Source organism: Clostridioides sp. ES-S-0123-01, assembly GCF_020658415.1.
Lineage (GTDB): Bacteria > Bacillota > Clostridia > Peptostreptococcales > Peptostreptococcaceae > Clostridioides.
In genome coordinates this window covers 393549-418625 of sequence record NZ_JACVWD010000004.1, presented here as the reverse complement: position 1 = coordinate 418625, position 25077 = coordinate 393549, and the positions used below count along the sequence as shown (strand labels likewise).

At 27.8% G+C, this 25077-nt stretch carries 22 protein-coding genes and 1 riboswitch; of the genes, 6 read left to right on the top strand and 16 right to left on the bottom strand.

The annotated features are described in order from the left end of the window. The first annotated feature begins 25 nt into the window (after positions 1–25). From IC175_RS11820 to IC175_RS11800, 5 genes are all read left to right on the top strand, one after another. The gene (locus IC175_RS11820) at positions 26–628 is read left to right on the top strand and encodes a DUF3794 domain-containing protein (protein ID WP_227432722.1); all 603 of its coding nucleotides are present in this window, start codon (positions 26–28) and stop codon (positions 626–628) included. Positions 629–658: 30 nt separating this feature from the next. Then, positions 659–1858 (top strand): hypothetical protein, encoded by a 1200-nt coding sequence (locus tag IC175_RS11815; protein WP_227835371.1) that lies wholly within the window; start codon positions 659–661, stop codon positions 1856–1858. A gap of 410 nt (positions 1859–2268) precedes the next feature. Then, on the top strand, positions 2269–3069 hold the full coding sequence (locus IC175_RS11810) for a PIG-L family deacetylase (RefSeq protein WP_227432720.1): 801 nt from the start codon (positions 2269–2271) through the stop codon (positions 3067–3069). 184 nt (positions 3070–3253) lie between these two features. Beyond that, positions 3254–3970, top strand: coding sequence for a response regulator transcription factor (locus IC175_RS11805; RefSeq protein WP_227432719.1), 717 nt, complete (start codon positions 3254–3256; stop codon positions 3968–3970). Next, entirely contained in the window at positions 3939–5537 is a 1599-nt protein-coding gene (locus IC175_RS11800) for a sensor histidine kinase (RefSeq protein WP_227851542.1), read from the top strand. The genes IC175_RS11805 and IC175_RS11800 overlap by 32 nt, the downstream gene beginning before the upstream one ends. A gap of 143 nt (positions 5538–5680) precedes the next feature. Here IC175_RS11800 and IC175_RS11795 read toward each other — a convergent pair whose 3' ends face one another. From IC175_RS11795 to IC175_RS11745, 11 genes are all read right to left on the bottom strand, one after another. Continuing rightward, positions 5681–6676 (bottom strand): GGDEF domain-containing protein, encoded by a 996-nt coding sequence (locus tag IC175_RS11795; protein ID WP_227482787.1) that lies wholly within the window; start codon positions 6674–6676, stop codon positions 5681–5683. Between the two features lie 393 nt (positions 6677–7069). Then, entirely contained in the window at positions 7070–8572 is a 1503-nt protein-coding gene (locus IC175_RS11790; RefSeq protein WP_227851541.1) for a phosphomannomutase/phosphoglucomutase, read from the bottom strand. A 107-nt stretch (positions 8573–8679) separates the two neighbouring features. Beyond that, positions 8680–9345, bottom strand: coding sequence for a ribulose-phosphate 3-epimerase (locus tag IC175_RS11785; RefSeq protein ID WP_227432715.1), 666 nt, complete (start codon positions 9343–9345; stop codon positions 8680–8682). Between the two features lie 32 nt (positions 9346–9377). Continuing rightward, positions 9378–9824: a ribose 5-phosphate isomerase B gene (gene rpiB / locus IC175_RS11780; protein WP_227432714.1), complete on the bottom strand. Its 447-nt coding sequence runs from the start codon at positions 9822–9824 to the stop codon at positions 9378–9380. A gap of 139 nt (positions 9825–9963) precedes the next feature. Further along, the gene (locus IC175_RS11775) at positions 9964–10884 is read right to left on the bottom strand and encodes a transketolase family protein (protein WP_227432713.1); all 921 of its coding nucleotides are present in this window, start codon (positions 10882–10884) and stop codon (positions 9964–9966) included. Positions 10885–10886: 2 nt separating this feature from the next. Continuing rightward, the gene (locus IC175_RS11770; RefSeq protein WP_227851540.1) at positions 10887–11699 is read right to left on the bottom strand and encodes a transketolase; all 813 of its coding nucleotides are present in this window, start codon (positions 11697–11699) and stop codon (positions 10887–10889) included. A gap of 91 nt (positions 11700–11790) precedes the next feature. Beyond that, complete coding sequence (locus IC175_RS11765; protein ID WP_227432711.1) at positions 11791–12822, bottom strand: zinc-binding dehydrogenase; 1032 nt, start codon at positions 12820–12822, stop codon at positions 11791–11793. Then, on the bottom strand, positions 12823–13875 hold the full coding sequence (locus tag IC175_RS11760; protein ID WP_227432710.1) for a galactitol-1-phosphate 5-dehydrogenase: 1053 nt from the start codon (positions 13873–13875) through the stop codon (positions 12823–12825). A 130-nt stretch (positions 13876–14005) separates the two neighbouring features. Then, positions 14006–15280, bottom strand: a complete 1275-nt coding sequence (locus IC175_RS11755; RefSeq protein WP_227482790.1) for a PTS galactitol transporter subunit IIC — start codon at positions 15278–15280, stop codon at positions 14006–14008. A 57-nt stretch (positions 15281–15337) separates the two neighbouring features. Continuing rightward, positions 15338–15613, bottom strand: a complete 276-nt coding sequence (locus IC175_RS11750; RefSeq protein ID WP_021385190.1) for a PTS sugar transporter subunit IIB — start codon at positions 15611–15613, stop codon at positions 15338–15340. A gap of 67 nt (positions 15614–15680) precedes the next feature. After that, positions 15681–16139, bottom strand: coding sequence for a PTS sugar transporter subunit IIA (locus tag IC175_RS11745; RefSeq protein ID WP_227851539.1), 459 nt, complete (start codon positions 16137–16139; stop codon positions 15681–15683). A 487-nt stretch (positions 16140–16626) separates the two neighbouring features. Between IC175_RS11745 and IC175_RS11740 the strand changes: the two genes are divergently transcribed. Next, positions 16627–18105 carry an arylsulfotransferase family protein gene (locus IC175_RS11740; RefSeq protein ID WP_227851538.1) on the top strand — a complete coding sequence of 493 codons (1479 nt, stop codon included), beginning with the start codon at positions 16627–16629 and terminating at the stop codon, positions 18103–18105. A 611-nt stretch (positions 18106–18716) separates the two neighbouring features. On the opposite strand, the gene IC175_RS11735 is transcribed toward IC175_RS11740, so the two are convergent. The 5 genes from IC175_RS11735 to IC175_RS11715 all read right to left on the bottom strand — a co-directional run bounded on the left by IC175_RS11735 (position 18717) and on the right by IC175_RS11715 (position 25046). Beyond that, complete coding sequence (locus tag IC175_RS11735; protein ID WP_227851537.1) at positions 18717–21641, bottom strand: sigma 54-interacting transcriptional regulator; 2925 nt, start codon at positions 21639–21641, stop codon at positions 18717–18719. Positions 21642–21777: 136 nt separating this feature from the next. After that, entirely contained in the window at positions 21778–22428 is a 651-nt protein-coding gene (gene fsa / locus IC175_RS11730) for a fructose-6-phosphate aldolase (protein ID WP_227432705.1), read from the bottom strand. A 57-nt stretch (positions 22429–22485) separates the two neighbouring features. Continuing rightward, positions 22486–23058, bottom strand: a complete 573-nt coding sequence (locus IC175_RS11725) for a xanthine phosphoribosyltransferase (RefSeq protein WP_227432704.1) — start codon at positions 23056–23058, stop codon at positions 22486–22488. A 187-nt stretch (positions 23059–23245) separates the two neighbouring features. After that, a riboswitch (purine riboswitch) is annotated at positions 23246–23347 on the bottom strand. Between the two features lie 106 nt (positions 23348–23453). Next, positions 23454–24605, bottom strand: a complete 1152-nt coding sequence (locus IC175_RS11720; RefSeq protein ID WP_227845636.1) for a mannitol-1-phosphate 5-dehydrogenase — start codon at positions 24603–24605, stop codon at positions 23454–23456. A gap of 18 nt (positions 24606–24623) precedes the next feature. Then, entirely contained in the window at positions 24624–25046 is a 423-nt protein-coding gene (locus IC175_RS11715; protein WP_227432702.1) for a PTS sugar transporter subunit IIA, read from the bottom strand. Positions 25047–25077 lie beyond the last annotated feature (31 nt).

Here is a 25077-nt window from a genome sequence, read left to right as displayed (position 1 = left end):
ATTATAAAAATAAGGAGTAGAGGAAATGTTAAATTCTAATTATACAAATGGCACATCTTATCAATTCCATGATAAATGCTGTTGCGATGATAAGATATTAAATATTGTTGGTGTCTATCCAGAATCAAAAATAGAAAAAGTTTTGCAATGCCCCTGTCCTGAAGATAAAAACAAATGGACAGAGTTTTTTGTATCAGAAACAGTAGATATACCATCACAAAAGCCAAATATAGAAGATATAGTTGAAGTACATTCTTGTGTAGATATAATATCTCAAAGAGTAATAAAAACACCTTTAGTAAACGGATACAGCTCATGTAATGGATACTATATCCCAGGAGAAACTATACCAAATGGAGAATGTACAAATTTGACAGGAAAAAAACTAATAATAGAGGGACTACTAAGACAAAAAATAATCTATACAGCAGCACTAGGTGAACAATCAGTTCATTCTGCAGATTTTAATATACCATTTTCAGTATTTATAATAATAGAGAAAAATACACCACTATACCAACAATTTAAAATAACAGCATATATAGAGGACATATATGCATGTGTATTATCAGAAAGAAGTGTCTTTAAAAATACAACTATTTTTATAAAGGCATCAAAAATATGTTAAGTAATTTAAATAAAATGAGGAGGAATAAAAATGGGATGTAATAAAAAAACTTGTGAATGTGACTTTAATATCAAAACTTTAGGTATATGTGATGTATCAAAATTAAATATGAATGGATGTAAAAAAGAAAACTTAAATTGGACAGAGATTTCAATTCCTGAGATACTTCCCATCCCAAGATTAAAACCTGATATAGAAAATATAGATCAAGTTTATGCAAGTGCAACAATTACTTCAGTAAAACTTATAGAAACTCCATTTGCATATAAATCATATAATTTATATATTAGCTTGGATATATTGAATAAAATAGAAGCTATATTAGATGCGTTTCTAGCAGCAAATATACAGACAACAATTAATACATTGATTGGTGGAATAAATGATTTAATATCAACAATTAAGGATGCTATACCTTTAATACCTGGATTAGGTGAGATTATAAATCCTTTATTAGCTAAGTTACAAAGATTACTAGATTTAGTTCAACCATCTGTGAATTCTATTTTATTTGATATTGATAATTTGTTAAATACAATTCAAACTGATATAGCAAGAATAGTATGCGAATCTCTTAATTCTATAATATGCAGAACAGATGATTTAATAAGATTACTAAAATCTATACAAATTGTTATCAATGATATATTTGAAACAGTTAGTACACTTGAAGGACCATTAATAGAAATATTAATAACAACTTTACAAACAATAATTAATAATATCATTACACCTTCATTTGAGATATTAATTGGAGAAAATGGTATATTAATTATACTTGTTGAAAGTTTAAGTAGAATACCAATCGATTGTGACAAGACTAGTGCATTTGCAATACTACAAAATGCTGAAGGAACATGCTTAAATGGAAGAAAACTAATAGTAAATGGTTTATTAAAACAGAAAATAGTATATACTGCTCTAGTAGATGAACAATCAGTTCATTCTGCACATTATGAAGTACCATTTTTAGCATATATAATTCCATATGCCAAATTTGAATGCTTGACATATGAAGAAGGAATAGTTATTTCACCACCTGGAAGACCAGTAGTTACAATAAATGGTTACAGATATAATCCTAAGTTAGACATAGAAGTGGATTTATGTGAGGAATTTATTGTAGATTCATGTATTGAAGATATATATGTAAATGATCTTGATGAAAGAACTATATTTAAAAATATAACATTATTCTTAAAAGCACAATTAAAATCGTTGTGTAATTAAGGTTAATACTATTTTACTAGTATACTATATAAAGTAATATAAACAAACCAAATTAATAACAGTATCTAAATTTTCAAAGGCGTTAATAATACCAAATTTACGCCTTTGAATTTAGTTTAAATACTTAATACCTCACTAAATGAAAGCAATGAAAAAATAGTCTTTGTGCCACGTACGCTTAGATTCAATAATTCATAAAACGTTAAGTAGATATTTAGCTTATTTATAAGTTTATTCCAATAAACCACCCCTTCTTTTTTCTTACTTCTATATAAATTTTTTTAATTTTTAGTTTAGTTAACAAAAAAATTTATTCCATTAATCTACTCTATATTTTTTGATTTTTAAGAAATAATTTTTAATACTTTGATTGATAATATAAGTAAGACAGCTTTTCAGGAGATGATTAAATGACTCTTAAAAACAAGAAGTTTACTATAAATAAGTATGGAATTTTATCTATCATTTTAGTTTTATGCTTGATTTTAACAGGTTTTAATAGCTATGTTAATTATAGTAATAGAAAGTTTAAAGATTATGTTGTTTTCTATGTTCAACATCAAGATGATGAGGTATTGTGGGCTGGTAGTGCTATTGTAAATGCTGTAAAAGAAAGAGGACAAAATAATGTATTTGTGGTTTTAGTATCTACTGGATGTGGTATATCTGTTTTTGATAGATATAAAAAATATGAAACTCTTACAGATAGCCAAAAATCAGAATACAGAAATAGAGAGTTCTTAGCTTCTCTTAATAATCTAGGAGTAAAAAGAGAAAACATAATAATCTTACCAGAAAAAAATGTAAATGGTACTACTAATTTTAACTCTATGGAAGAAATTGCAATTACTTTTGAAAAAAAATTTAAAAGTGTAACCCATATAGCACATACTTACAAGTTAGATGACCATTTACAACACATAAAAAATGGCTCTGTTATTCAAGGTCTATATAACTCTGGTCAAATCAAAGATGCCAAATACTTTGTAAAACCTAAGTTTGCTCATGAAATAAGTTTTAACAACAAGATAGTTTATAAAGCTCATTCTATTGAGGACTATGAAAAAGTTAAAAATGCATGTGAACAATATAAACTTATTGATGAATCAGAATGTAGAGAGGGTATTGGTTATAAATCTGACCACAAATCTTTTGATAAATTATTAAGTGATAAAAATGTTCCTGCTATACTCCACACTCCTAATTTATAACAAATATTTATTTTAAAATAAATATTTGTTATAAATTCTTAATAATTATGAAATTCCTTTGTTATTTATATTTGTTAATATATTTTTAGAGCTAGTCAATTTATATACTTACTGTTTTCTGAAACCAATTTTTAGTATAAAATAAAAATTGATTAAAAATAAAATTTCGAGGGGGATTAATGAAGTGAATCAAAATATATTGGTTGTAGATGATGATAGGGAAATAGTGGATGCTATAGAATTCTATTTAAAACCTGATAATCTTAACGTTTTAAAAGCATATGATGGGTTAGAAGCTTTGGACATATTAATTGAAAATGATATTAAATTAATAATAATGGATGTAATGATGCCCAATTTAGATGGTCTTAAGACTACTCTCAAGATAAGAGAAAAAAAGAATATTCCTATAATACTTTTATCTGCAAAATCACAGGATATGGACAAAATTATAGGCCTTAATATGGGTGCTGATGATTACATAACTAAACCATTTAATCCACTCGAACTTACTGCACGAGTAAAATCTCAGCTTAGAAGATATATAAACTTAGGAGATTTTAGTAATACAAACAATTCAAATGATACTAATTATATTTTAAAAAGTGGAGGTCTTGAGCTAAATACAGATACAAAAATAGTTTCTTTAGATGGTGAAGAAGTTAAAATGACACCTCTTGAGTATAAAATACTTGTTCTTCTCCTATCACGAAAAGGAAAAATATTCTCTTCTCATGAGATTTATGAAAAAGTTTGGAACGAAGATGCTTATAGCTGCGAAAGAACTGTTGCTGTTCATATTAGAAGAATTAGAGAAAAGATTGAAGTAAATTCAAAAGAACCAAAATATTTAAAGGTGGTGTGGGGTATTGGTTACAAAATTGAAAAACTTAATTATTAATGATTCAAGAGCAAAATTTATTTTATTATTACTATTATTTCTATCGCTTTCTATATTATTTGAGACAATATACGATTTAAATAATAACTTTATTGATATTAATGAATTTAAATATTTATACAATGAGGTAGCTATACCTTGCTTTTACTACTTTGGGCCTCCTTTGTATTTATCAAAAACAAATTTGAAATTTATTTGTGAAGGTATTGCATTATTAAGTTGTATATTGGCTATATTATTTTTTATATTCTATAAAAAAAATAACCAAAATAAAGTTAAATTCTTAGAAAACATTATCACTTTCTTTTCCAATGTAAAGATTGAGTTTACACTTATATTAATTTTAATACTTTTAGCATTACGATTTTACATATTTACAAAAACTAAAATGTTCTACAATACAAATTTAATTGTATTTAATTTTATTATTCTATCTGTAATTTATATAATATATGAAAACATAAAGCATGGTGGCTACAATCCAAAAGATATGTCTATAACATGTAGATTCTTTTCAGATCTTGTTAGCAGATATAATAGAAAAACTATAAATAAGAAACTAGCTATAGCATTTTTAATCTCTATAGTTATACAAGCAGTTATTCAGTACATAGCTTTAGTATTATTTATGCGTATATATTACGCTAATGCTATAGTTATAGAGGTTTTATTTACACTTGTAAGTATAATTGCTTGTTCTTATATATACAACTTTTTATCTACTAAGTTTAATTACATAAATAATATCTCAAAAAATATAAAAAACATTGAAAATGGAAATCTAAAATATAAGTTGGAAGTGATAGGAGATGATGAAATATCTGCTTTATCTAAAAGCATAAATAATATAACAGATGGTCTTGAAGCTGCTGTAGATGCTAATATAAAAAGTGAAAGAATGAAAACTGAGCTTATAACAAATGTATCTCATGACTTAAAGACTCCACTTACATCTATACTAAGTTATGTAGATATGTTAAAAAATAACGACCTTGATAAAGAAACTATAAACGACTATATAAATATTTTAGATAAAAAATCACAAAGATTAAAATTATTGATAGAAGATATATTCGAAGCTTCTAAACTTAGTAGTGGTGATGTTGAATTTAATATAACAAAGACTGATATAAAAGAACTCTTAATTCAAAGTATAGTAGAACTTGAAGATAAAATTCAAAACAGTAATTTAGATTTTATAATAGAAACACCAGAAGACTCTGTATTTACTATGATAGATGGAAAAAAGACTTGGAGGGTCTTTGAAAACCTAATTGGTAATATACTAAAATATTCTATGAAAAATACTAGAGTTTACATAGATATGTTTATAAAAGATGAAAATATAATAGTAACCTTTAAAAATATTTCAAATGATAAATTAAATCTAAAACCAGAAGAATTAATAGAAAGATTTAGAAGAGGTGATATATCCAGAAATACAGATGGCTCTGGTCTGGGCTTATCAATTTCTCAAAATATAATTGAATTACAAAATGCAACTATGGAAATAATTATAGATGCTGATTTATTTAAGGTAACCCTTGCTTTTAAAAAAATTAATTAATATTAAATATATAAGGTTGTAAATTGCAAAATAATTTTTATTTTAAATTACATGCTATAAATAGTTAACTTGTAATTTACAACCTTATTAAAATCATAAAACTATTTTTAATATACATATATACTTATTTTTATATACTTGCTCTAATATATAGTCTTATTTTTTCCTGATTTTTTAGCTTTATATAATTTTTTATCTGCCTCGCTTAAAAATGCTTCAAAGGAATCAAAGTCTATCCATTCAGAAATTCCAATGCTTACAGTTATTTTATATTGAAGTTCTTTAAAATTATATTTAAGTAGACTATTATGAACTTTAGATTCAATATGAATTGCTTTTTCTATATTTTCTGTCAAAACAATAAATTCATCTCCACCATATCTACCAGCAAATAGATAGTAATCTTTAAATGATTGAATGATGTAAGCCATCACTCTTATAACCTCATCTCCCACTAGATGCCCATAATTATCATTTACATGTTTAAAATTATCTATGTCGATTATCATTATTGCATAATTTTTAGAATTATCTTTAACAGTATATTTTATATTTCCCATAATGGCTCTTTGATTTAATAAACCAGTTAATTCATCCGTAATAGCCAGTTGCTGAAGTTTTCTGTTTGCCTCTAACAACATAACTCTTTGCTCTTCTATTTCTTTTGTTTTTTCATTAATAATGGCCTCTAGTCTATTATTTTCAGCTTCCATTAAACTTATCGGAAAATACTCACCTATTTTTTGTAAATCATTTGCAACAGAATTATGAACACTACTTATTAATATTTCTCCCTCACATTCAACACATAAGTATGTTATTCTTATTTCTACTTGAAAATTATAGCCTTTTTTAGTTTTCTTACAAACTAGATACTCTCCAAATACAGTATGTGAATTTTTTGAATATTCTTTACTATCTAGCCATAACTTTTCTAAAATAAAACTATCTGGTGATTGTTTTACATACTCTTCTAATAAATACTCTACCTCTTCAATACTATTCCCTACTTCAAACTTTCCAGTACCAATCCAACATATATTTTTGTGAAAAAAAGACATACATTTTTTCACATCCCTCTCTACAAAATATGCATTTATAAACTGCTCAACACGTTCAACATATTTGTTCTTAAACATAATATTATTATCCCCTTATCGTTCTAATAAAGTTATTATATCATGACATTGTGTATTTGTTTAAAGAAAAAAATTTATATCTATACATAATATATTTTTTATGCTTTTTTAGAAGTAAACAAGAAAAAAACCTCCTTGGAGGTCTCTTTCTAAATGTTGGGGTTTATATTTACATATTTATTTGATTATACCTTTTAGTGCGATATTAATACATTTTAAATTATATTTCTCTATAAATCATCATGTATTTCATCTCTCTGTATTTATAATATCACATAGAGTTTCCATAATCAGTTACATCTCTGTTACCTAAGATTACAATTTTGTAATATTTGTAATCTTAGGTATAAATTTACATCCATTCTTTAATATAGTATATGTTTTTTATTAACACTAAAGACCTTTTAAGTCATATTTTTCTAGGAAAAGTTTTAATTCAGAGTAAATTTCTTCTGCTCCACCAACTTTATTTGATTCAATATTTAAAGCTAACAATGGCTCATGTAATGATATTCTAAGTAAAAACCAACCATCTCCATTTGCTTCATTACAATTGACTCTTATACCTTCAAAGTTATTTGGTGCAACAGACCATCCATCAACATTATTAACATGAGAATCTAATTCTTTTAGTATACCTTCTGCATATGGTCTAAAATCTTCTTTATTGATTCCTATTCTAACTTCTTTTTCTTCCTTTGCTTCTTCAAGGTTTTCTATCAATTCTTCTATAGTTTTTCCCTCTAAAGACAGTTTTGCAACTTTTATTAAAATTTTAGCTATTAAATATGCTCCATCGTCTAAAAAATAATTTTCTTTTAGAGCAGCATGTCCAGATGTCTCTATAGCTAAATGGCACTCTTCATCTTCACTATTTAATCTTATAGCTTCATTTATTACGTTTTTATATCCTCTTTTAAATCTATGATGTCTTCCTCCTAATTCACTTATGAATTTAGCAAGACCTTCTGAAGTAATAGAATCAGTTACTATGGCTGTATTTGGATGTTCTTCTAATATTATTGATGATATAACAGCTATAAGAGCATTTTTATTTATTGGTTTCCCATTTTTACCTACAATAGCAGCTCTATCTACATCTGTATCAAATATTATTCCTAAATCACTCTTATTATCTAATACGGCTTTACAGATGCTTTCCATTGCTTCTTTATTCTCAGGATTTGGTATATGATTTGGAAACATACCGTCTGGGTTCAAAAACTGACTACCTGTTGTATCTGCTCCCAGTATGTGTAAAACTTTTTCAGCAAAGAACCCTCCAGCTCCATTTCCTGCATCAACTAGTATTTTAAGTCCAGAAAAAGGCTTTTCATAGTTTTTACTTGAGTTTACACCTATTCTAATTTTATCTATCAATAAATTAGAATAATCTTCTATTAAATTTTTTACTACAGCTGTTCCTTTTTTATCTACTCCTTCAGACTGTACACTATCATTTTTAACAGCTATATCTAACATTTCTTTTATATCTGTTTTTTCTAGACCACCATTTTCTGTAAAAAACTTTAACCCATTATAGTAATAAGGTAAATGGCTAGCTGTAATCATAATTGAACCATCAGAGTGGTATCCATCCATGATAGTTGTCATAAACATTGCTGGTGTTGTAGCAATCTCACAATCAATTACATCACAATTATCATTAATCAAGGTTTCAATAACAGTATTTCTAAATTGACTCCCTGTTATTCTAGAATCAGTTCCTATTGCAACAGTTACTTTATCTTTTTTAGTTTTTTCTTTTAACCAAATATGAAATGCTTTAGCTATTTTTTTTACTTCTTCTACAGTTAAATTAACTTCCTTAGAATCATTTTTATATGCTATTCCTCTAATATCCGTTCCATTTTGCAGCTTGTATATGTCACCCATAAACATTCTCCTTACTCAATTAAAATTTTTATTAAAGATTATAAAATTCCTAACTTATTTAAAATTTACATTATTTAAATATGCATATTTTATAATTTTATTATTAACTATTTTATACTTTCTTTTAATTCTTTTATCTTCTCTTTATATGAAATTGGAGGCTTGTCATTAAATAAAGCTGAAGTACCTACAACATATATATCGACTTTTTTGCCACTCATAAGTCTAATGGTCTCTTTATTTATATTTCCATCAACTTCTATAAATGGAGGATTATCATAATCTTTTAATATCTCCGTAAGCTTATCTAACTTATCCAAAACAGATAGATTAAATTTTTGACCTGCAAATCCTGGATTTACTGTCATTACTAAGATACCCTCAACTAAACCTATATATTCTTCTATTTTATCTACACTAGTTTGAGGACTTATCGCTAATACTGGCCCTATTCCATATTCTCTCAACTTTTGTATATCAGCTTTTACATCTGTGCTTGATTCCACATGAAAAGAAATATACTTTGGTTTTATATAAGACATCATATCAATATACTTATTTGGAGTTTCTGTAGCTAAATGAATATCTAAAGGTATAGTTGTATTTTCACTTATTGATTTTAATAGTTCTGGTCCCATAGCTAAGTTTTTGACAAATATTCCATCCATAACATCACAGTGAAGCAATTTTACATCAGCTTCTTCAAGAGATTCTAGTTCTTTTTTTAAATTCATTTGGTCTGCACACATTATTGAAGCACAAATAATAGACATAATTCTCCTCCTTAGATATAAATTTTCATTATTTATAAGTTTTCATTTTCTATATCATCAATCATTTGTAATCTTCTTGCATGTCTTTCTCCATTATAACTTGAATTTAACCATTCTTCAACAATTCTCATTGCTAATCCTTTTCCAATAACTCTTTCCCCTAAACAAAGTACATTTGTATTATTGTGTTCTCTCGTGGCTTTAGCTGAAAAACAATCTGACACAACTGCTGCTCTAATTCCTTTAAATTTATTTGCAGCAATAGACATGCCTATTCCTGTACCACAACAAAGTATACCTAAATCTGATTTTTTACTTTGAACATTTTGACTTACTTTTTTTGCATATATTGGAAAATCTACACTTTCTTTTGAAGTTGTTCCTACATCTTCAACTTCTATACCTTTATTTATTAAGTTTTCTTTTATAAATTCCTTTAACTCGTAACCACCATGGTCACATCCAATAGATATTTTCATTAAAAAGCACCCCTCTTTATATAAAATTTTATAATTATCGTAAAAATAAAGCTGTCCCATTGTAGAAATTTCTTTCTATTTTTAAGACAGCTTTAATTGATTTATATCAAACCAATTTATTATTCAATGATATTTACATCTATAATAATTCTTTTATATTTTTTACTATATCTTCAGTAGTTAATCCATAATGTTTTAATAAGTCTGCTGGTGTACCTGATTGACCAAATACATCCTTAACACCAATTCTTCTAACTACTACATCTTTAGTTTCTGCTAAAGCTTCACATACAGCTGAACCTAAACCACCAATTATACTATGCTCTTCTGCTGTAACTACTTTTCCAGTCTTCTTAGCACTTTCTTTTATTAATGTTTCATCTAAAGGTTTTATTGTAGATATATTAACAACTTCTACATTTATACCTTCTTTAGCAAGTTCTTCTGCTGCTTCTAATGCTTTTGCTACCATTATTCCTGTAGCTATCACTGTTATATCAGAACCTTCTCTTAAAACAGTTCCTTTTCCTATTTCAAATTTATAGTTTTCACTGTTTACATCTGGAGTTGCAGCTCTACCTAATCTTATATATACAGGTCCATTATAATCAATAGATGCAAATATTGCTTGTCTTGCTTCTAAGGCATCTGCAGGATTTAATACAACCATATTTGGTATACCTCTCATTAAAGATATATCTTCTATAGCTTGATGGCTTCCTCCATCTTCTCCTACTGTTACTCCTGCATGAGTAGCTGCTATTTTAACATTTAAGTTTGGATATGCTACAGAGTTTCTTATTTGCTCATAGCCTCTTCCTGCTGCAAATATTGCAAAAGTACTTGCAAAAGGTATTTTTCCACAAGTAGCAAGACCTGCTGCTGTACCAATCATGTCACCTTCTGCTATCCCCATATCAAAAAATCTATCTGGAGCAACTTCTTTAAATGATATACTTTTTGTAGCTTTTCCTAAGTCTGCATCCAATACTACTATATCTTTATTTTCTGCAAGTTCTTTTAACACTTGTCCGTAAGCTTCTCTAGTTGCTATTCCCATTCCTATAGACCTCCTTCTAAATCTTTCAATGCTTGTTCTGCTTGTTCTGCATTTGGAGCTGTTCCATGCCATGCAGCATTATTTTCCATAAATGAAACACCCTTACCTTTTACAGTTTTAGCTATTATTACTGTTGGTTTTCCTGTAACTTTTTTAGCTTCATCTATTGCATTTCCTATTTCATCAAAACAATGTCCATTTATTAGTATTACATTCCATCCAAAAGATTTAAATTTGTCATCTACTGGACTAACATTCATTACCTCTTCATTAGAACCATCTATTTGTAATCCATTTAAGTCAACAAATGCAATTAAGTTGTCTAATTTATAATGTGATGCTGTCATTGCAGCTTCCCATATTTGACCTTCTTGGATTTCTCCATCACCTAATATAGTATACACTGTATAGTCTTTATTATCTAATTTTCCAGCTAGTGCCATACCATTTGCAGCAGATAAACCTTGTCCAAGAGAACCAGTAGACATATCTACTCCTGCTACTTTTTTCATGTCTGGATGTCCTTGTAACTTAGAACCAAACTTTCTAAGTGTTAATAATTCTTCTTCTGGGAAAAATCCTTTTTCTGCTAATGTAGCATATAAAGCTGGTGCTGCATGACCTTTTGATAGAACAAATCTATCTCTATCATCCATTTTTGGATTTTCTACACATATGTTCATTTTATCAAAATATAACACTGTTAACATGTCAGCTATTGATAATGAACCACCTGGATGCCCGCTTTTAGCTTCTGCAACCATTTTTATTATGTTTTTTCTAATATTATTAGAATGATCTCTAAGAGTGCTCATACTTTTTTCCTCCTGTTATTTTTTAAGACCTTACATTTTCTTATCCTACAGTAGATTTTACAATTTTTTTTAAAATAATACAAATGTTTTTTTAAGATTTTACTGCAACTTTTATTTCTTCTCCGTTCATTAAGGCTGTAATACCCTCTTTAAATTCGTCTAAACCAACAGTTCTTGTAACTAATGCTTCTGTATTTACTTTTCCACTAGCCATTAAATCTAATGCTATAATCCAAGAACTTGGTTTTTGTGATCTACTTCCAATATATTGTAACTCTCTTTGAATTATTGCTTCTTGATCCATTTCATTTAGTTTTTTGGCAAATATCCCAACTTGTACGAAAGTTCCTTTCTTTCTAAGTAATCTTAAAGCTTCATTAACTGCTGGCATAAATCCAGAACAATCAAATCCTTTATTTACTCCATTTCCATCAGTCATTTCATTTACTACATCTGCTAGACTTTCTTCCATTACGTTTACAGTTCTATCTACTCCAAGATTTTTAGCTATTTCTAATCTTTCTTTATCTTTTGTAACACCAGACATTATAACTGTAGCACCTTGAGATTTAACAACTTGAGCTAATAGTAAACCTATTGGCCCTGGTCCTATTATTAATACTGTATCATCACTTTCTATAGTAGTTTTTTCAAGAGCTGCATGAACACAACAAGCTAGTGGCTCTGTAAGAGCTGCTGATAATAAAGATACATTTTCAGGAAGTACATGTATGCTTTCCTCTCTTGATAATACATATTCAGCAAAACTTCCATCTGCTTGAGTACCAATACCTTTTCTAGTTGGGCATAAATTGTAGTCTTTAGTTGCACAATATATACATTTTTCACAAGTTGCAAAAGTAGTTTCTGATGTAACTCTATCTCCTACTTTTATATTTTTAACATCTTCACCAATTTCTACGACAATTCCAGAAAATTCATGACCTAAAGTTACTGGAGCTTTTATATTTGCATACTCCCCTTTAAATGAATGTATATCTGAACCACATATACCACTGTATTCTACTTTTATTTTAACTTTATCTCCTGTAGCTTTTGGCTCTTCTACCTCTAATACTTCTACATTATCATAACCTGGTTTAGTTTTAACTACTGCCTTCATTTATTTTTCAACCCCTTGTGGTAAAATTAATATCTTATTAAATTCTTCTTTTCTATCTCTTATCATTTCAAATGCTTTATAAGTATCTTCAAGTGAAAATCTATGAGATACCATTTCTTTTAATTTTATTTTTCCTTCATTAACTAGAGTGATTCCTTTAGTCCACTCTTGTCCTGGGAATGGTGCAGAATAAGAATTCCAGAAACCTTTTAACTCTAGTTCTTTTCTAAATATATTTTCAAATGCTTCTTCAGATAAAGTTATATCTGAATATGCTATTCCTAAAAATCCTATTTTACTTTTCTTTTTAGTTATAAGTAAACATTGTTCTTGAGTTATTTTAGAGCCTGCACATTCAAGTGCTATATCAACACCTTTTCCACCAGTAAGTTCTTTTATTTTTTCTACTGGGTTTACATCTTTAGCATTAATTATTATATCAGCACCTAATTCTTTTGATTCTCTTAATTTATTATCAGATATATCAACTGCTATAATTGTTCCAGCTCCTGCTATCTTAAGTCCTTGTATTACTAGTTGACCCATTGTTCCACTACCCATTACAGCTACAGTATCTCCAACTTGGATACCTATATTAAGTACTCCATGCATAGCAACTGCAAGTGGTTCTATCATAGCGGCATCTTCAAAATCCATGTCTCCTATTGGTAAAACATTTGTAGCTTTTATGTTTGCATATTCTGCAAAAGCTCCAAAAGTTTTAGCTCCTAACATACCATGGTCATCACATAATGAAAATAACCCTCTCTTACAATATTCACACTCATTGCAAGGTATAAAAGGAATCGCAACTACTCTATCTCCAACTTTTACATTTTTTACATCCTTACCAACTTCTGCAATTACTCCAGAAAATTCATGTCCTGGTATAGCTGGAACTGGATATTTCCAATGTTTTAATACTCTTGGAGGATCTGACCCACATATTCCTGCTGCCATAACTTTTATTTTTACTTCATCACTTTCACATGGTTTTATTTCTATATCTTCAAATCTCATATCATTTGTGCCATGTAATACTGCTGCTTTCACGATAAATCTCCTCCTTTTGTATTTTGTATTTTTTAAAAATTTATAAAAAATATTACTCTTTTCTAGTAGCTGCTAAATGTTAAATTTTCGCATACTTTACTAAAAAAGAGTAATCTCTATTAACTAAATATTAGAATATTCCAAGTGAAGAAACTAATTGAGATAATTTCAATATTCCCCATTTTAGTAAGTTACCACCTGTATCTATACTTGTAACCATTGTTGTTCCTTCTGGCATCATATTTGCTTGTTGTAATAATTGCGTATGAACATCTGCAAAATTTGTAGCCATATAAAGTGATATAGCTATTACTATAGTTCCTGTTATAACTGATTGAACTATATTACCTTTTCTAAAACATACTATAAATGCCATATAGAATGGTATTGTTGCTAAGTCACCAAATGGTAAAACTTTATTTCCTGGTAATATAACTGCTAAGAATAGAGTTATAGGAACAAGTATAAGAGCTGTTGATATAACTGCTGGATGTCCAGTTGCTACTGCTGCATCTAGGCCTATATAAAGTTCTCTATCTCCATATTTTGCTTGTAAGAAATCTCTTATTGATTCTGAAATTGGAATTAAACCTTCCATTAATATTCTAACCATTCTAGGCATAAGTAACATTACTGCACCCATTGATATACCTACATTGAATATTCCTGCTACATCATATCCAGCAAGAGCTCCAAGTATTATCCCTAGTATAATACCCATCATCATTGGTTCACCAAATATACCGAATTTTTTTTGTATAGAATCTGGGTCTGCTTGTATTTTATTTATTCCTGGTATTTTTTCAACAAATTTACCTACTAAATATCCAAGTGGAGCAAATGAAGCTGTTGAACCAGTTGGTAATGCTATACCTTCTAAATCATAAAACTCCTGAACATTCTTGGCTGTTTTTTCTGCAATAAATAGTACTAATAATTCCATTAATATTGCACAGAATATAGCCCAGATATAACTTCCTGTTACTATATATCCAACTGCACCTGCTACTATAAAGTGCCAATAATTCCATATATCAACGTTTAATATCTTTGTTTTATTGAAGTATAATAATAGCAAGTTTACTAATAAACAAACTGGTATTAATATTGGTGCAACTGGTGAAGCCCATGTTGCTGATGCTGTTGTTGGCCAACCAACATCTATTACTGTTAAATTAAGTCCAAATCTCTCAACCATTCCTTGAGCTGCTGGCCCTAGTGTTGAAGTTAATAGGTTTACAACTAAGTTTATACCCACAAACCCTATACCAATTGTAAGACCTGATTTTAAAGCTTTTGTAAATTTAATTCTAAATATCATTCCTAAGACTACAATTGTTATTGGTAGTATTACTGTTGGTCCCATGTTTAAAATGTACTGTACTACTGCTAATAATTTATCCATTTATAAATCCTCCTTTTTCTGTTTTTTTAATATGATTTCAATTTATTTATGATAGGATTATTTTAAAGCATCTAATATTTTTTTATCTAATGCTGCTGTATTAACTCCAGTTATATATGCTGTTGCTTTTATTGCTGGTATATTATAAGTTGTTGGTAATATAGTTGTTGATACTATTAAATCTGCTCCATCTTGCTTTGTTGCACATTCAGCTATTTTGCATTGTATAACTTCTGCTTGTATATTATTTTCTTTAACTAATCTTTCTACCTTATCACAAACTACTGTTGATGTTGCTATTCCTGCTCCACATGCTACTAATATTTTTTTCATTTTTATTTCCTCCTAATAATTTTTATTTTCTTATTTTTATTGTTAGTATCTTTTATTCTTTTATTTTTTATAAAGACTTTATTGTCTTTAAAACTTCTTCTTTGTCAGTAGAATCCATTAGCTTCTCAACTAATTCTTTATTTTGCATAATCCCCATCAATTCTGTTAATACAGACAATTGACTGTGTGGTTGATTAAGCCCCAAAACGAAAGCTAAATTTACAGGTACTTTTTCATTTTGGTCTTCCATAGAACTAAATACTACTGGTTCATTAAAAGTACAGACTGCTATAAATTGTTCTTTAATATATTCTGCATCTGTATGTGGTATAGCTACTCCATAATCACCTAAGTTTAAACCTGTTGGAAATACATTTTCTCTCCCTAGTATTTTTTCTCCAAATTCTTCTTTTACAAAGTCTAATTCAAAAACTTTATTATGTATTTCCTTAAAGAAATCTTCTTTTGTTTTACAATCCATTTTAAGGTTTATAACTTTATCACTTACAAAATTTATAAACTCCATATTTGCACCTCCTAATTGCTCTTATCTCATATCTTGTTTTTCTTGTCTTTATATAAAGCATATGCCGTGCCAAAAAGTGGCTTTTTTTGTGAAATAAAAGAAAATGTTTTCCTTGAAATAATGTTCAATTGCAGGATTTTAGCCGACTTTCATAGATAAATTTTTTTTAATTTTTATTTTAATTTTCACTTGTTAAGCACTTAACTATCCATATATTTTTATATTTTCGTGGTTTTTTTTGTTATAGAAATGGTTTTTTTATTTTTTATGGGTGGTTTTTTCTGTTTCTTAGCTATTTTATAAAATTATTCAATCTAAACAACCTTAATTTTCGTATTTATTGTTTAATTATTTCAGTGTGAATGAATTTTCATATAATTGTCTAGCAAAATTCACGTTACGCATAATTAAATTCATAGTATGTTTTTATTTATATAATAAAATCAATATGAAAATATATAAAACTTAATATGAAAAGGAGATAAGAATGAAAAGAAAAAATTTATTAAAGATAGTATTTTTATGTAGTATTTTATTTGTTTCTGGTGTTTTCGCAAAGCAAGTCTTTGCATCTCAAAGTAAGTCGAAAAAAACACTTACTATAACTGTAAATGGTTATGATGTAACACTATCTAAAGAGGGAATTTTTAATAGTCAAAACGTAAAGCAACTTAATTCAACAAATCAAAATAGTATAACAATAAAAAACTCTAAAAGTGTAAACAGTGTCAAAATAGATGATAAAGAAATTAATGTAAATGATAAATCAGCTTTTAAATTGAAAGAAATCAGTAGCTCTTCTAAAATAAAAATATCTGTAATGTATAGTGGTGAGAATTCATATAGAAATTATTACATAAATTCTCTTTCAAAAGATTTTCCAAAGTATACTGTTACTGCAAATAGCCCTTATGATGGTGATTATTATCTTACTACACACAATGAAGAACATAATTTTGTATTTAAATTAAATAACAAAGGAAATATAGTTTTTTACAAGGAAGTCGAATCAAATCCTTTTGATTTTAAAAAAATCACTACAGATGATGGTAAAGTTAGATATGGATATTTACTTCAAGATAAAGACTCAACAAAACGAATAAGTTCTGTTGGATACTCACCAACATATCTTGTTATATTAGATGAAAATTATAATGAAATAAATAAAATTACTATGGAAAAAAATAAAAACATAGAATCTGGTACTGAGTTAGAAAACCATGACTTTATATACATAAATGATAATCACTATATCGTTTCTAGTTATCAAAAATCTAAGGCAACAAACATTCCTTCAAACTTGAATAAAGGAAATTCACCTTATGTAGTAAATAGTGTACTACAAGAAATAAAAGATGGTAAAGTTGTATGGCAGTGGGAAAGTATTGACCATGAAAAACTATATAAAGAAAGTGTTGAACAAAATAATTTTAGCGAAAAAAGTGATACATCTTTAGACTATGTACATTTTAATTCTATGACTATTGACCCCAAGGACGGAAATCTAATCTGCTCATTTAGAAATTTAGATGAAGTTATTAAATTAGATAGAAAAACAGGAGAAATTATTTGGACCCTAGGAGGATTGGGTGATGAGTTCAATTTAACAGATAATCAAAAATTCTCAAGACAACATAATGCTAGAATTACAGATGATGGATATATAACCTTATATGATAATGGTGTAAAAAATAAATCTACAAGAGTTATTAAAATAAAATTGGATGAAGAAAATAAAAAAGTTACTGAATATCGCTCATATGACATAAATGACTATTACAAATATATGGGTTCAGTTCAAGAAATAGATAGTGAAAAAGATGTATTCTTAGTTGGAACTGGTGGAAAGGCTGGAGAAAAGCAAGATTTAGTAGCTATGGAAAAAGATTTTTCTAATGATAAAGTTTATTTCAGATTCTCCTTTAAGAGTGGTGAAAGTATGTATAGATGCTATAAAATTCAATAAAAAACTTATCTTAAAATAAAATATCAATTTTAATTAATACAAATCTTGCAAGGAAAATAAATCTATTATTTCTACTTGCAGGGTTATTATTTTCCTTAGTTTTAATATAAAAAGCAGGTGCCAACTTTTATGTTGATATAACACCTGCTTTTATATTAGAAAATCACTATAACACCAACATATTTGATATTTTCCTGACTACTGTTTTTAATTTCTTATATTCTACTAGATATTTCTATTTATTTGGTATATGTATAAATTATTATAATACATATTCCATCTTTTATTACTGCTCTTTCTTAGTATCTGCATATACAAATCTTTATGATTCTAAAATTTCATAAATTAATATAAAAAAAGCCCTATATTTTAGCAATATATTTGCTTTTTAATAATTTATAACAAGTCTATAAAAAATAAAATCACTAATTATTATTATTTTGTATGTTTGCTATCTACAAATAAAAAGGCTAACACTATAAAATTAAATAAATCTTATGGTATTAACCTTATATTAAACAATTAACTATCTATCAATTAAACTTACCTTAAAACTTGTGCTAAAATAAATTTTTCTATTTAATTTTTTGTATTATTTTTCATGTTGAAAATCAACTTAATATCTTTTTTATTTCATTTTTATCTTCAGTATTTAATAAAATTTCCAAAGTATGCTGGTCATTAATCTTTGAAAATAAGCTTCGTATTTCTTTTTTATTATTCTCTTTAAGTGCTAATAAAACCACTAAATCTACCATAAATTTATTATCCCACACTATGGGCTTATTTAATCTTGCTATAGCTATTGCTGGTTTTATAACATTTTCTGGAAGCCCATGTGGTACAGCAACTTTTGAAGCCATTACAACACTTCCCATAGCTTCCCTTTTATACACACTTAATATATATTTTGAATCTACATACCCACCTTCTTCAAGCTTTGATACAAGAGTGTCGATTATATACTCCTTTGAGATTCCTTCAAAATCATATAAAATCAAATCTTCATGTATTAAATTATCCAATTGATTATCGCTACTCAAAGATGGTTGTTTATTATTTAAATGTTCTAATACCTTGTTAATTCCATTTTTTCCAAGTACCTCATTATAAGAAATAAAAGGTACATTTTTATAATCTATATCAATTGTGCCACAAATAGCAATAATATTATATTCAGCTTCAATGTCATTTAATTCATCTTCTAAATTATTATTTAAAAAAGCAATTGGCTTTACTTCAATTGAAGCATCATATTCCTCAATTTGCTTTTCTATATGTTCCTTTAAGTTTAAAGCTGTACCTACCCCACTTAAACATAATGTAATAATTACATTTTTCTTTCCATATTCATTTTTTCTATAACTAAATTTATTCGTATTTACCATAGCATAATTTTTATTTTTCTTTAAATCTGCTATTATACCATCTAAACTTTTTCCTTCAATTGTCGCCAATTTTCCTGCTTCCATTGCTAATAATGTATCCACCCTGTTTACAGTCTTACATCTAATACCAAGTCTTTTTTCAACCTCATCACCAAGGATTACTAGAGAACCCATATCAATTAGAACCAAAATTCCTTTCTGTGCTTCTATCTTTTTAAGTTCCTCCAATACATGTTCTATTCCTTCTGCTGGTGAATCTGTAAGTGCTATTTCTATACCCAGTGTACATTCTATACCAAGAATGTGATTTACAACATTAGACATTTCAATTCCAACTTTACCATGCGTAACTATAACTACTTTTACTTTATCTTTTATACTTTCTTCATTGTAACAAAATTTATTTATATAATATGCTAAATATCCAAGTTCATCCTCTGGGAATGTAACTTGTGTTAAATCTTCCACTATTCCCATTACATATCTGGATAATTCATATTCCATTGGCATTGATGCTTTTATCTTATCCAAACTTGGATTTATTATAGTTTTTCCATCTCTTATTCTATCTATAGCATGCTCAATATGAATTGCTAAAGCTAAATACAGCCCCTGATTTACATGCTTAAACTGCTCTTTAATAAATACAATTACTTTGTCCATTATCTCTAGTGTGGATTCTTTTAACTGTCCACCCCAGTCTATTCGACTTCTTCTATCAGACAAGTTTTTATTGTTTTTAATAGCATTAAATTTATTGTCTAACTTTTCTATAAATGCATTTTTTAACTCTTCTTCTGAAAAACACTTACTTTCTAGAACTTTTAATTCTTTTTCTGCATAATTGTATATTTCACTTATCTCATTATCAGACAAAATTCTATTTTTCCCACTTACTAATTCACTAATATCTATATATATATCTTCAACTGAAAACTCAGAATACTTTTCATCTTCACAATTACAATCATAATATCCACTTTTTATATAATCTCTCAAGCTATCTAAATCTATAATTACCTTGTCACTAGAAAATATTGCCTTACTAAAAGCTCTAGCACAAGTTACTTGTATATCACTCTTTAACTGTCCTATATTCCCAGTACATTTATAATTCATAAGTGCACACATCACTTCTTTAGTTATTATAAAGTTTTTATTTACTCTTTTTGCTTCTCTTTCAAAGAATTTTATTATTATTTCATATCTTTCAGATTTTGGTCTTTCACTCATATTTGGTAAGTTTATTACCATTGGTATACGTCTTCTAAATGTTTGAAGTAAATTAGAATCTGGATTTTCTGTTGTAGCACTTATTATGAGAACATTTGCCTTTCTATTAGAACTACTCTCTCCTAACCTCCTAAATTCACCTCTATCTATTAAAGAAAATAATATTTCTTGACCAGCAGCAGGTAATCTATGAATTTCATCCAAAAACAAAATTCCATTATTGGCTTGCTCTACAAGACCCTCTCTATTTGCATCTGCACCTGTGTATGCACCTTTTACTACTCCAAATAGCTGAGCTATCAATAGATTAGGATTTTCTGCATAATCTGCACAGTTAAATACTATGAATGGACTATTTTCTTCTTTGATATTATTTTTCACAGCATATTTGTACATACATGTAGCTAACTCACTCTTACCTACACCTGTTTCTCCATATATTATAGTATGAAGACCATTAGGAGGATACATTATTGCTGATTTAGCTAGGTTTACTTTTTCTTTCAAACTGCCTTTTATACCTATTAATTCTTCAAACCCATCTTCTTCTACAGCTTTACTAACTTTTACATGTTTTCCAGATGATACTAGTTCTTTATCTTTTATTTCAGCTTTCGATTGACTTAAGTTTTCTTCTTTTAGTAATTTTGATACTGCACTTCTTGATATATTATAGCCATTTTCGGTTAAAATTTCAGTTATTTTTCTTTCAGACATTTGAGGATTCTCATTTACAATCTTAGATATATCCTTTATTAATATTTGTTTTCTTCTTTCTCTTGAATCTAAAATATTATTCTTTTTTCTAACCGCTATTACTTCAGACCTAGCTACATTTAATATTTCAGCAAGTTCTTGGTCAGTGTATGGATTTTTCTTGTCTTCTCTTTGTATCTCTCTTAATATTTTATCCATATTTCGCCTCCTTACTTTAAATTTTAGTTTATTTCAATATATTATACACCAAAATAAGACTAGGCAAAATAGCCTAGCCTTATTACTTAGAATTTCCATAAGAACTTCTATTAAAATTATAACCATAACTATATGATTATAATTTTAAAGAAGCACCTTCCCAATCCTTCATAAAGCTATCTATTCCTTTGTCTGTCAAAGGATGCTTAATCATTTGGTTTATAACTTTAAGAGGAACTGTTGCTATATCAGCTCCCATTCTAGCAGCTTGTAAAACATGTATTGGATTTCTAACACTAGCAACTATTATTTGAGACTCAATACTATTTACACTGAAGATGTCAACAATTTCTTCAATTAAATCAAGACCATTTTGTGATATATCGTCTAATCTTCCAACAAAAGGACTTACATATGTAGCTCCAGCTCTAGCAGCTAAAAGAGCTTGCCCAGCAGAGAATATAAGTGTAACATTAGTTTTTATACCTTTACTAGATAATACTTTTACTGCCTTTAAACCTTCTGCTGTCATAGGTATTTTTATAACTATATTTTTATGTATCTTAGATAATTTTTCTGCTTCTTCTATCATACCCTTGTGCTCTAAACTTATTACTTCTGCACTTATTGGTCCATCTACTATCTCACTGATTTCCTTAACTACTTCTATAAAATCTCTACCTTCTTTAGCTATTAGAGATGGATTTGTAGTAACTCCACATATTACACCTAAATCATTTGCTTCCTTTATTTCTTCAATATTAGCTGTGTCTATAAAAAATCTCATTTAAAAAATCCTCCATAATTAGAATATGTGCTAAACACAAGTATATAATATCATAAATTATCTAAATTTTACAGTTCCATTATCTATAGATTCAACTACTGCTAAAGATTCTAATCTTACATCATTGGCCTTTAAAAGTGCTCCTCCAGCTTGGAATCCTTTTTCAATAACAATCCCTACTCCAACTAAGTTTGCATTTGCTTGTTCAATTAAATCTTTAAGACCAAGAGCGGCTCTTCCATTAGCTAAAAAATCATCTACTACCAATATGTTTTCACCTTCGTTTATATACTTTTTAGAAACTTTTACTGCATATTCTTTTGCCTTAGTAAATGAATATACATTAGTTTCATACACATCAGTATCTAAGTTTTTAGATTCTGATTTTTTCGCAAAAACTACAGGTGCATTGTCAAAGTATTGTGAAACAATTGATGCTATAGCTATTCCTGAAGCCTCTATTGTAAATATTTTATCTACCTTTTCTCCACTAAATCTCTCTTTAAATTCTTTTCCTATTTCATTTAAAAAAGCTACATCAATTTGATGATTTAAAAAACTATCGACTTTTAGTATATCATTTCCTGAAACACTACCTTCTCTTAATATCTTTTCCTCTAAAGCCTTCATTGTACTCCCACCTAAACCTTTCTAAATTATATTAATCTTAATAAAAAAAATTATATTCTCTTTAATTTTACTCTCTACATTGCTTGTATTTTATCTTAGAATACTAAAAAAGCTCCTGTCTATATCATAGACAGGAGCTTAAAATTCAAAGTAACCAACTTAATATATAATTTAAAATAAGTATAAACTATATCATCTTCACTCCTGTAGTTAAGCTATTATTGGTAGCTTAGTAGAAACATTTGAACCATATTATCAAAAGTATACAGGTAAACATATTAATTTATTCTTTTTAATTATATATTATAATTCTCTATTATTCAACAAATAATTCAAACTGTGTAGAATAAAACATTCACTAGTTACTTGACAAAATTCAACCTTTTTAAGTAAACTTATAGATTTTCCATAAAGATATAACTTTTTTCTATATTATCTAGAAGTACTTCATCCTTGTTTATATTAGCTATTTTAGCAATAGCTTTTTTTACTCCATTAGACTTTATTAGTTCTTGTAATTCTACACTTTGAGCATCTTCACTATTGTTATAATGAAGTGCTGCACCTATTCCAAGAATTAAGTTATCAACTGTTAAGCCATATGATTTTGCAGTCATTAGAGGTTTAATCAATCTATCTTTATCACTTAATTTTCTAAGTGGCTCTCTTCCAACTCTGACTACATCATCATTAAGATATGGATTTTTAAATCTATTTAAAATCTTATCAATATATTTATAATGTGCTTCTGAATCAAAATTATATTTTTTAATTAATCCTTCTCCACTTTCTGTCATTGCATTTTTCACTATATTGCAAATATATTCATCATTTATACTTTCTTCTATTGTTTTGTATCCCTTTAAGTACCCTATATAAGCAGTTATAGCATGGCCTGTATTTAGTGTAAATAACTTACGTTCTATATAAGCCATAAGGTTATCAGCTAAATTCATTCCAACTATATTAGGTATTTCTCCTTTAAATCCTTGCTTTTCAACATTCCACTCATAAAAATTTTCAACAGTTACATCAAGAGGATTCTCATTTTTACCAGGAGGAACTATTCTGTCAACTGAACAGTTAGGGAAACCAATATAGCTCTCTAAATAGTCTTCTTCTTCTTTATTTAGACACTTAAGTATTTCCTCTTTTAAAGAAGAACTTGCATATATTGCATTTTCACAAGCTATTATATTTAAATTATTTCTTAATCCTTTTTCTTTTCTAGTTTTTATACCTCTAGCAATTGTAGGGGCTATTTTAGTTAAAACCAAAGGGCCAACTGCTGTAGTTATTATTTCAGCTTCTACAATCTCATCTATTATTTCTTCTTTTATAGATGAAACTGCACTTATATTGTCAATTATCTCATCTACACATTCTACATCTCTTATGTGTATAGTATATTTTTTATCTTTATTTATTGAATTTAATATTTCTTCATTAACATCAGCAAATACAACATGATAACCTGACTTAACTAACAAACCTCCAATAAATCCTCTTCCAATATTTCCTGCTCCAAATTGGATTGCCTTTTTCATTTTAAGTTCCTCCTAAGATTAGTTGGCAAAAGCTTCCATAAAAGCTTGTTTGTCATTTGAATTTTTTAGTCTCTCTGTTAAATCATCATCTAAAACTATTGCTATATTAGATAGTATCTCTAAATGCTCATCTCCAACACCAGCTATTCCTATTAATAAATATGCCTTTTCTCCATCAAAATCTATACCATTAGGGAATTGTAGTATAACTATTCCAGAAGATAATATTTCTTTTTTCGCTTCATTTACACCATGTGGAATAGCAACACCCATGCCCATGTATGTAGTCATTACCTTTTCTCTTTCCAACATTGCTGGTATATATTCTTCTTTTACATATCCATTTTCAAATAGTTTTCTTCCTGCTAAAGTTATAGCTTCTTCCTTTGAAACACTATCTAATCCTAAAAATATATTATTCTCATTTAATACTTTACTCATAATATCAACCTTCCTTTTTTTAATGTAAATT

Coding starts and splice junctions, on each gene's coding strand:
- IC175_RS11820 (WP_227432722.1), top strand. CDS start 26: ATGTTAAATTCTAATTATACAAATGGCACATCTTATCAATTCCATGAT.
- IC175_RS11815 (WP_227835371.1), top strand. CDS start 659: ATGGGATGTAATAAAAAAACTTGTGAATGTGACTTTAATATCAAAACT.
- IC175_RS11810 (WP_227432720.1), top strand. CDS start 2,269: ATGACTCTTAAAAACAAGAAGTTTACTATAAATAAGTATGGAATTTTA.
- IC175_RS11795 (WP_227482787.1), bottom strand. CDS start 6,676: ATGTTTAAGAACAAATATGTTGAACGTGTTGAGCAGTTTATAAATGCA.
- IC175_RS11790 (WP_227851541.1), bottom strand. CDS start 8,572: ATGGGTGACATATACAAGCTGCAAAATGGAACGGATATTAGAGGAATA.
- IC175_RS11785 (WP_227432715.1), bottom strand. CDS start 9,345: ATGTCTATTATTTGTGCTTCAATAATGTGTGCAGACCAAATGAATTTA.
- rpiB (WP_227432714.1), bottom strand. CDS start 9,824: ATGAAAATATCTATTGGATGTGACCATGGTGGTTACGAGTTAAAGGAA.
- IC175_RS11775 (WP_227432713.1), bottom strand. CDS start 10,884: ATGGGAATAGCAACTAGAGAAGCTTACGGACAAGTGTTAAAAGAACTT.
- IC175_RS11770 (WP_227851540.1), bottom strand. CDS start 11,699: ATGAGCACTCTTAGAGATCATTCTAATAATATTAGAAAAAACATAATA.
- IC175_RS11765 (WP_227432711.1), bottom strand. CDS start 12,822: ATGAAGGCAGTAGTTAAAACTAAACCAGGTTATGATAATGTAGAAGTA.
- IC175_RS11755 (WP_227482790.1), bottom strand. CDS start 15,280: ATGGATAAATTATTAGCAGTAGTACAGTACATTTTAAACATGGGACCA.
- IC175_RS11750 (WP_021385190.1), bottom strand. CDS start 15,613: ATGAAAAAAATATTAGTAGCATGTGGAGCAGGAATAGCAACATCAACA.
- IC175_RS11745 (WP_227851539.1), bottom strand. CDS start 16,139: ATGGAGTTTATAAATTTTGTAAGTGATAAAGTTATAAACCTTAAAATG.
- IC175_RS11740 (WP_227851538.1), top strand. CDS start 16,627: ATGAAAAGAAAAAATTTATTAAAGATAGTATTTTTATGTAGTATTTTA.
- IC175_RS11735 (WP_227851537.1), bottom strand. CDS start 21,641: ATGGATAAAATATTAAGAGAGATACAAAGAGAAGACAAGAAAAATCCA.
- fsa (WP_227432705.1), bottom strand. CDS start 22,428: ATGAGATTTTTTATAGACACAGCTAATATTGAAGAAATAAAGGAAGCA.
- IC175_RS11725 (WP_227432704.1), bottom strand. CDS start 23,058: ATGAAGGCTTTAGAGGAAAAGATATTAAGAGAAGGTAGTGTTTCAGGA.
- IC175_RS11720 (WP_227845636.1), bottom strand. CDS start 24,605: ATGAAAAAGGCAATCCAATTTGGAGCAGGAAATATTGGAAGAGGATTT.
- IC175_RS11715 (WP_227432702.1), bottom strand. CDS start 25,046: ATGAGTAAAGTATTAAATGAGAATAATATATTTTTAGGATTAGATAGT.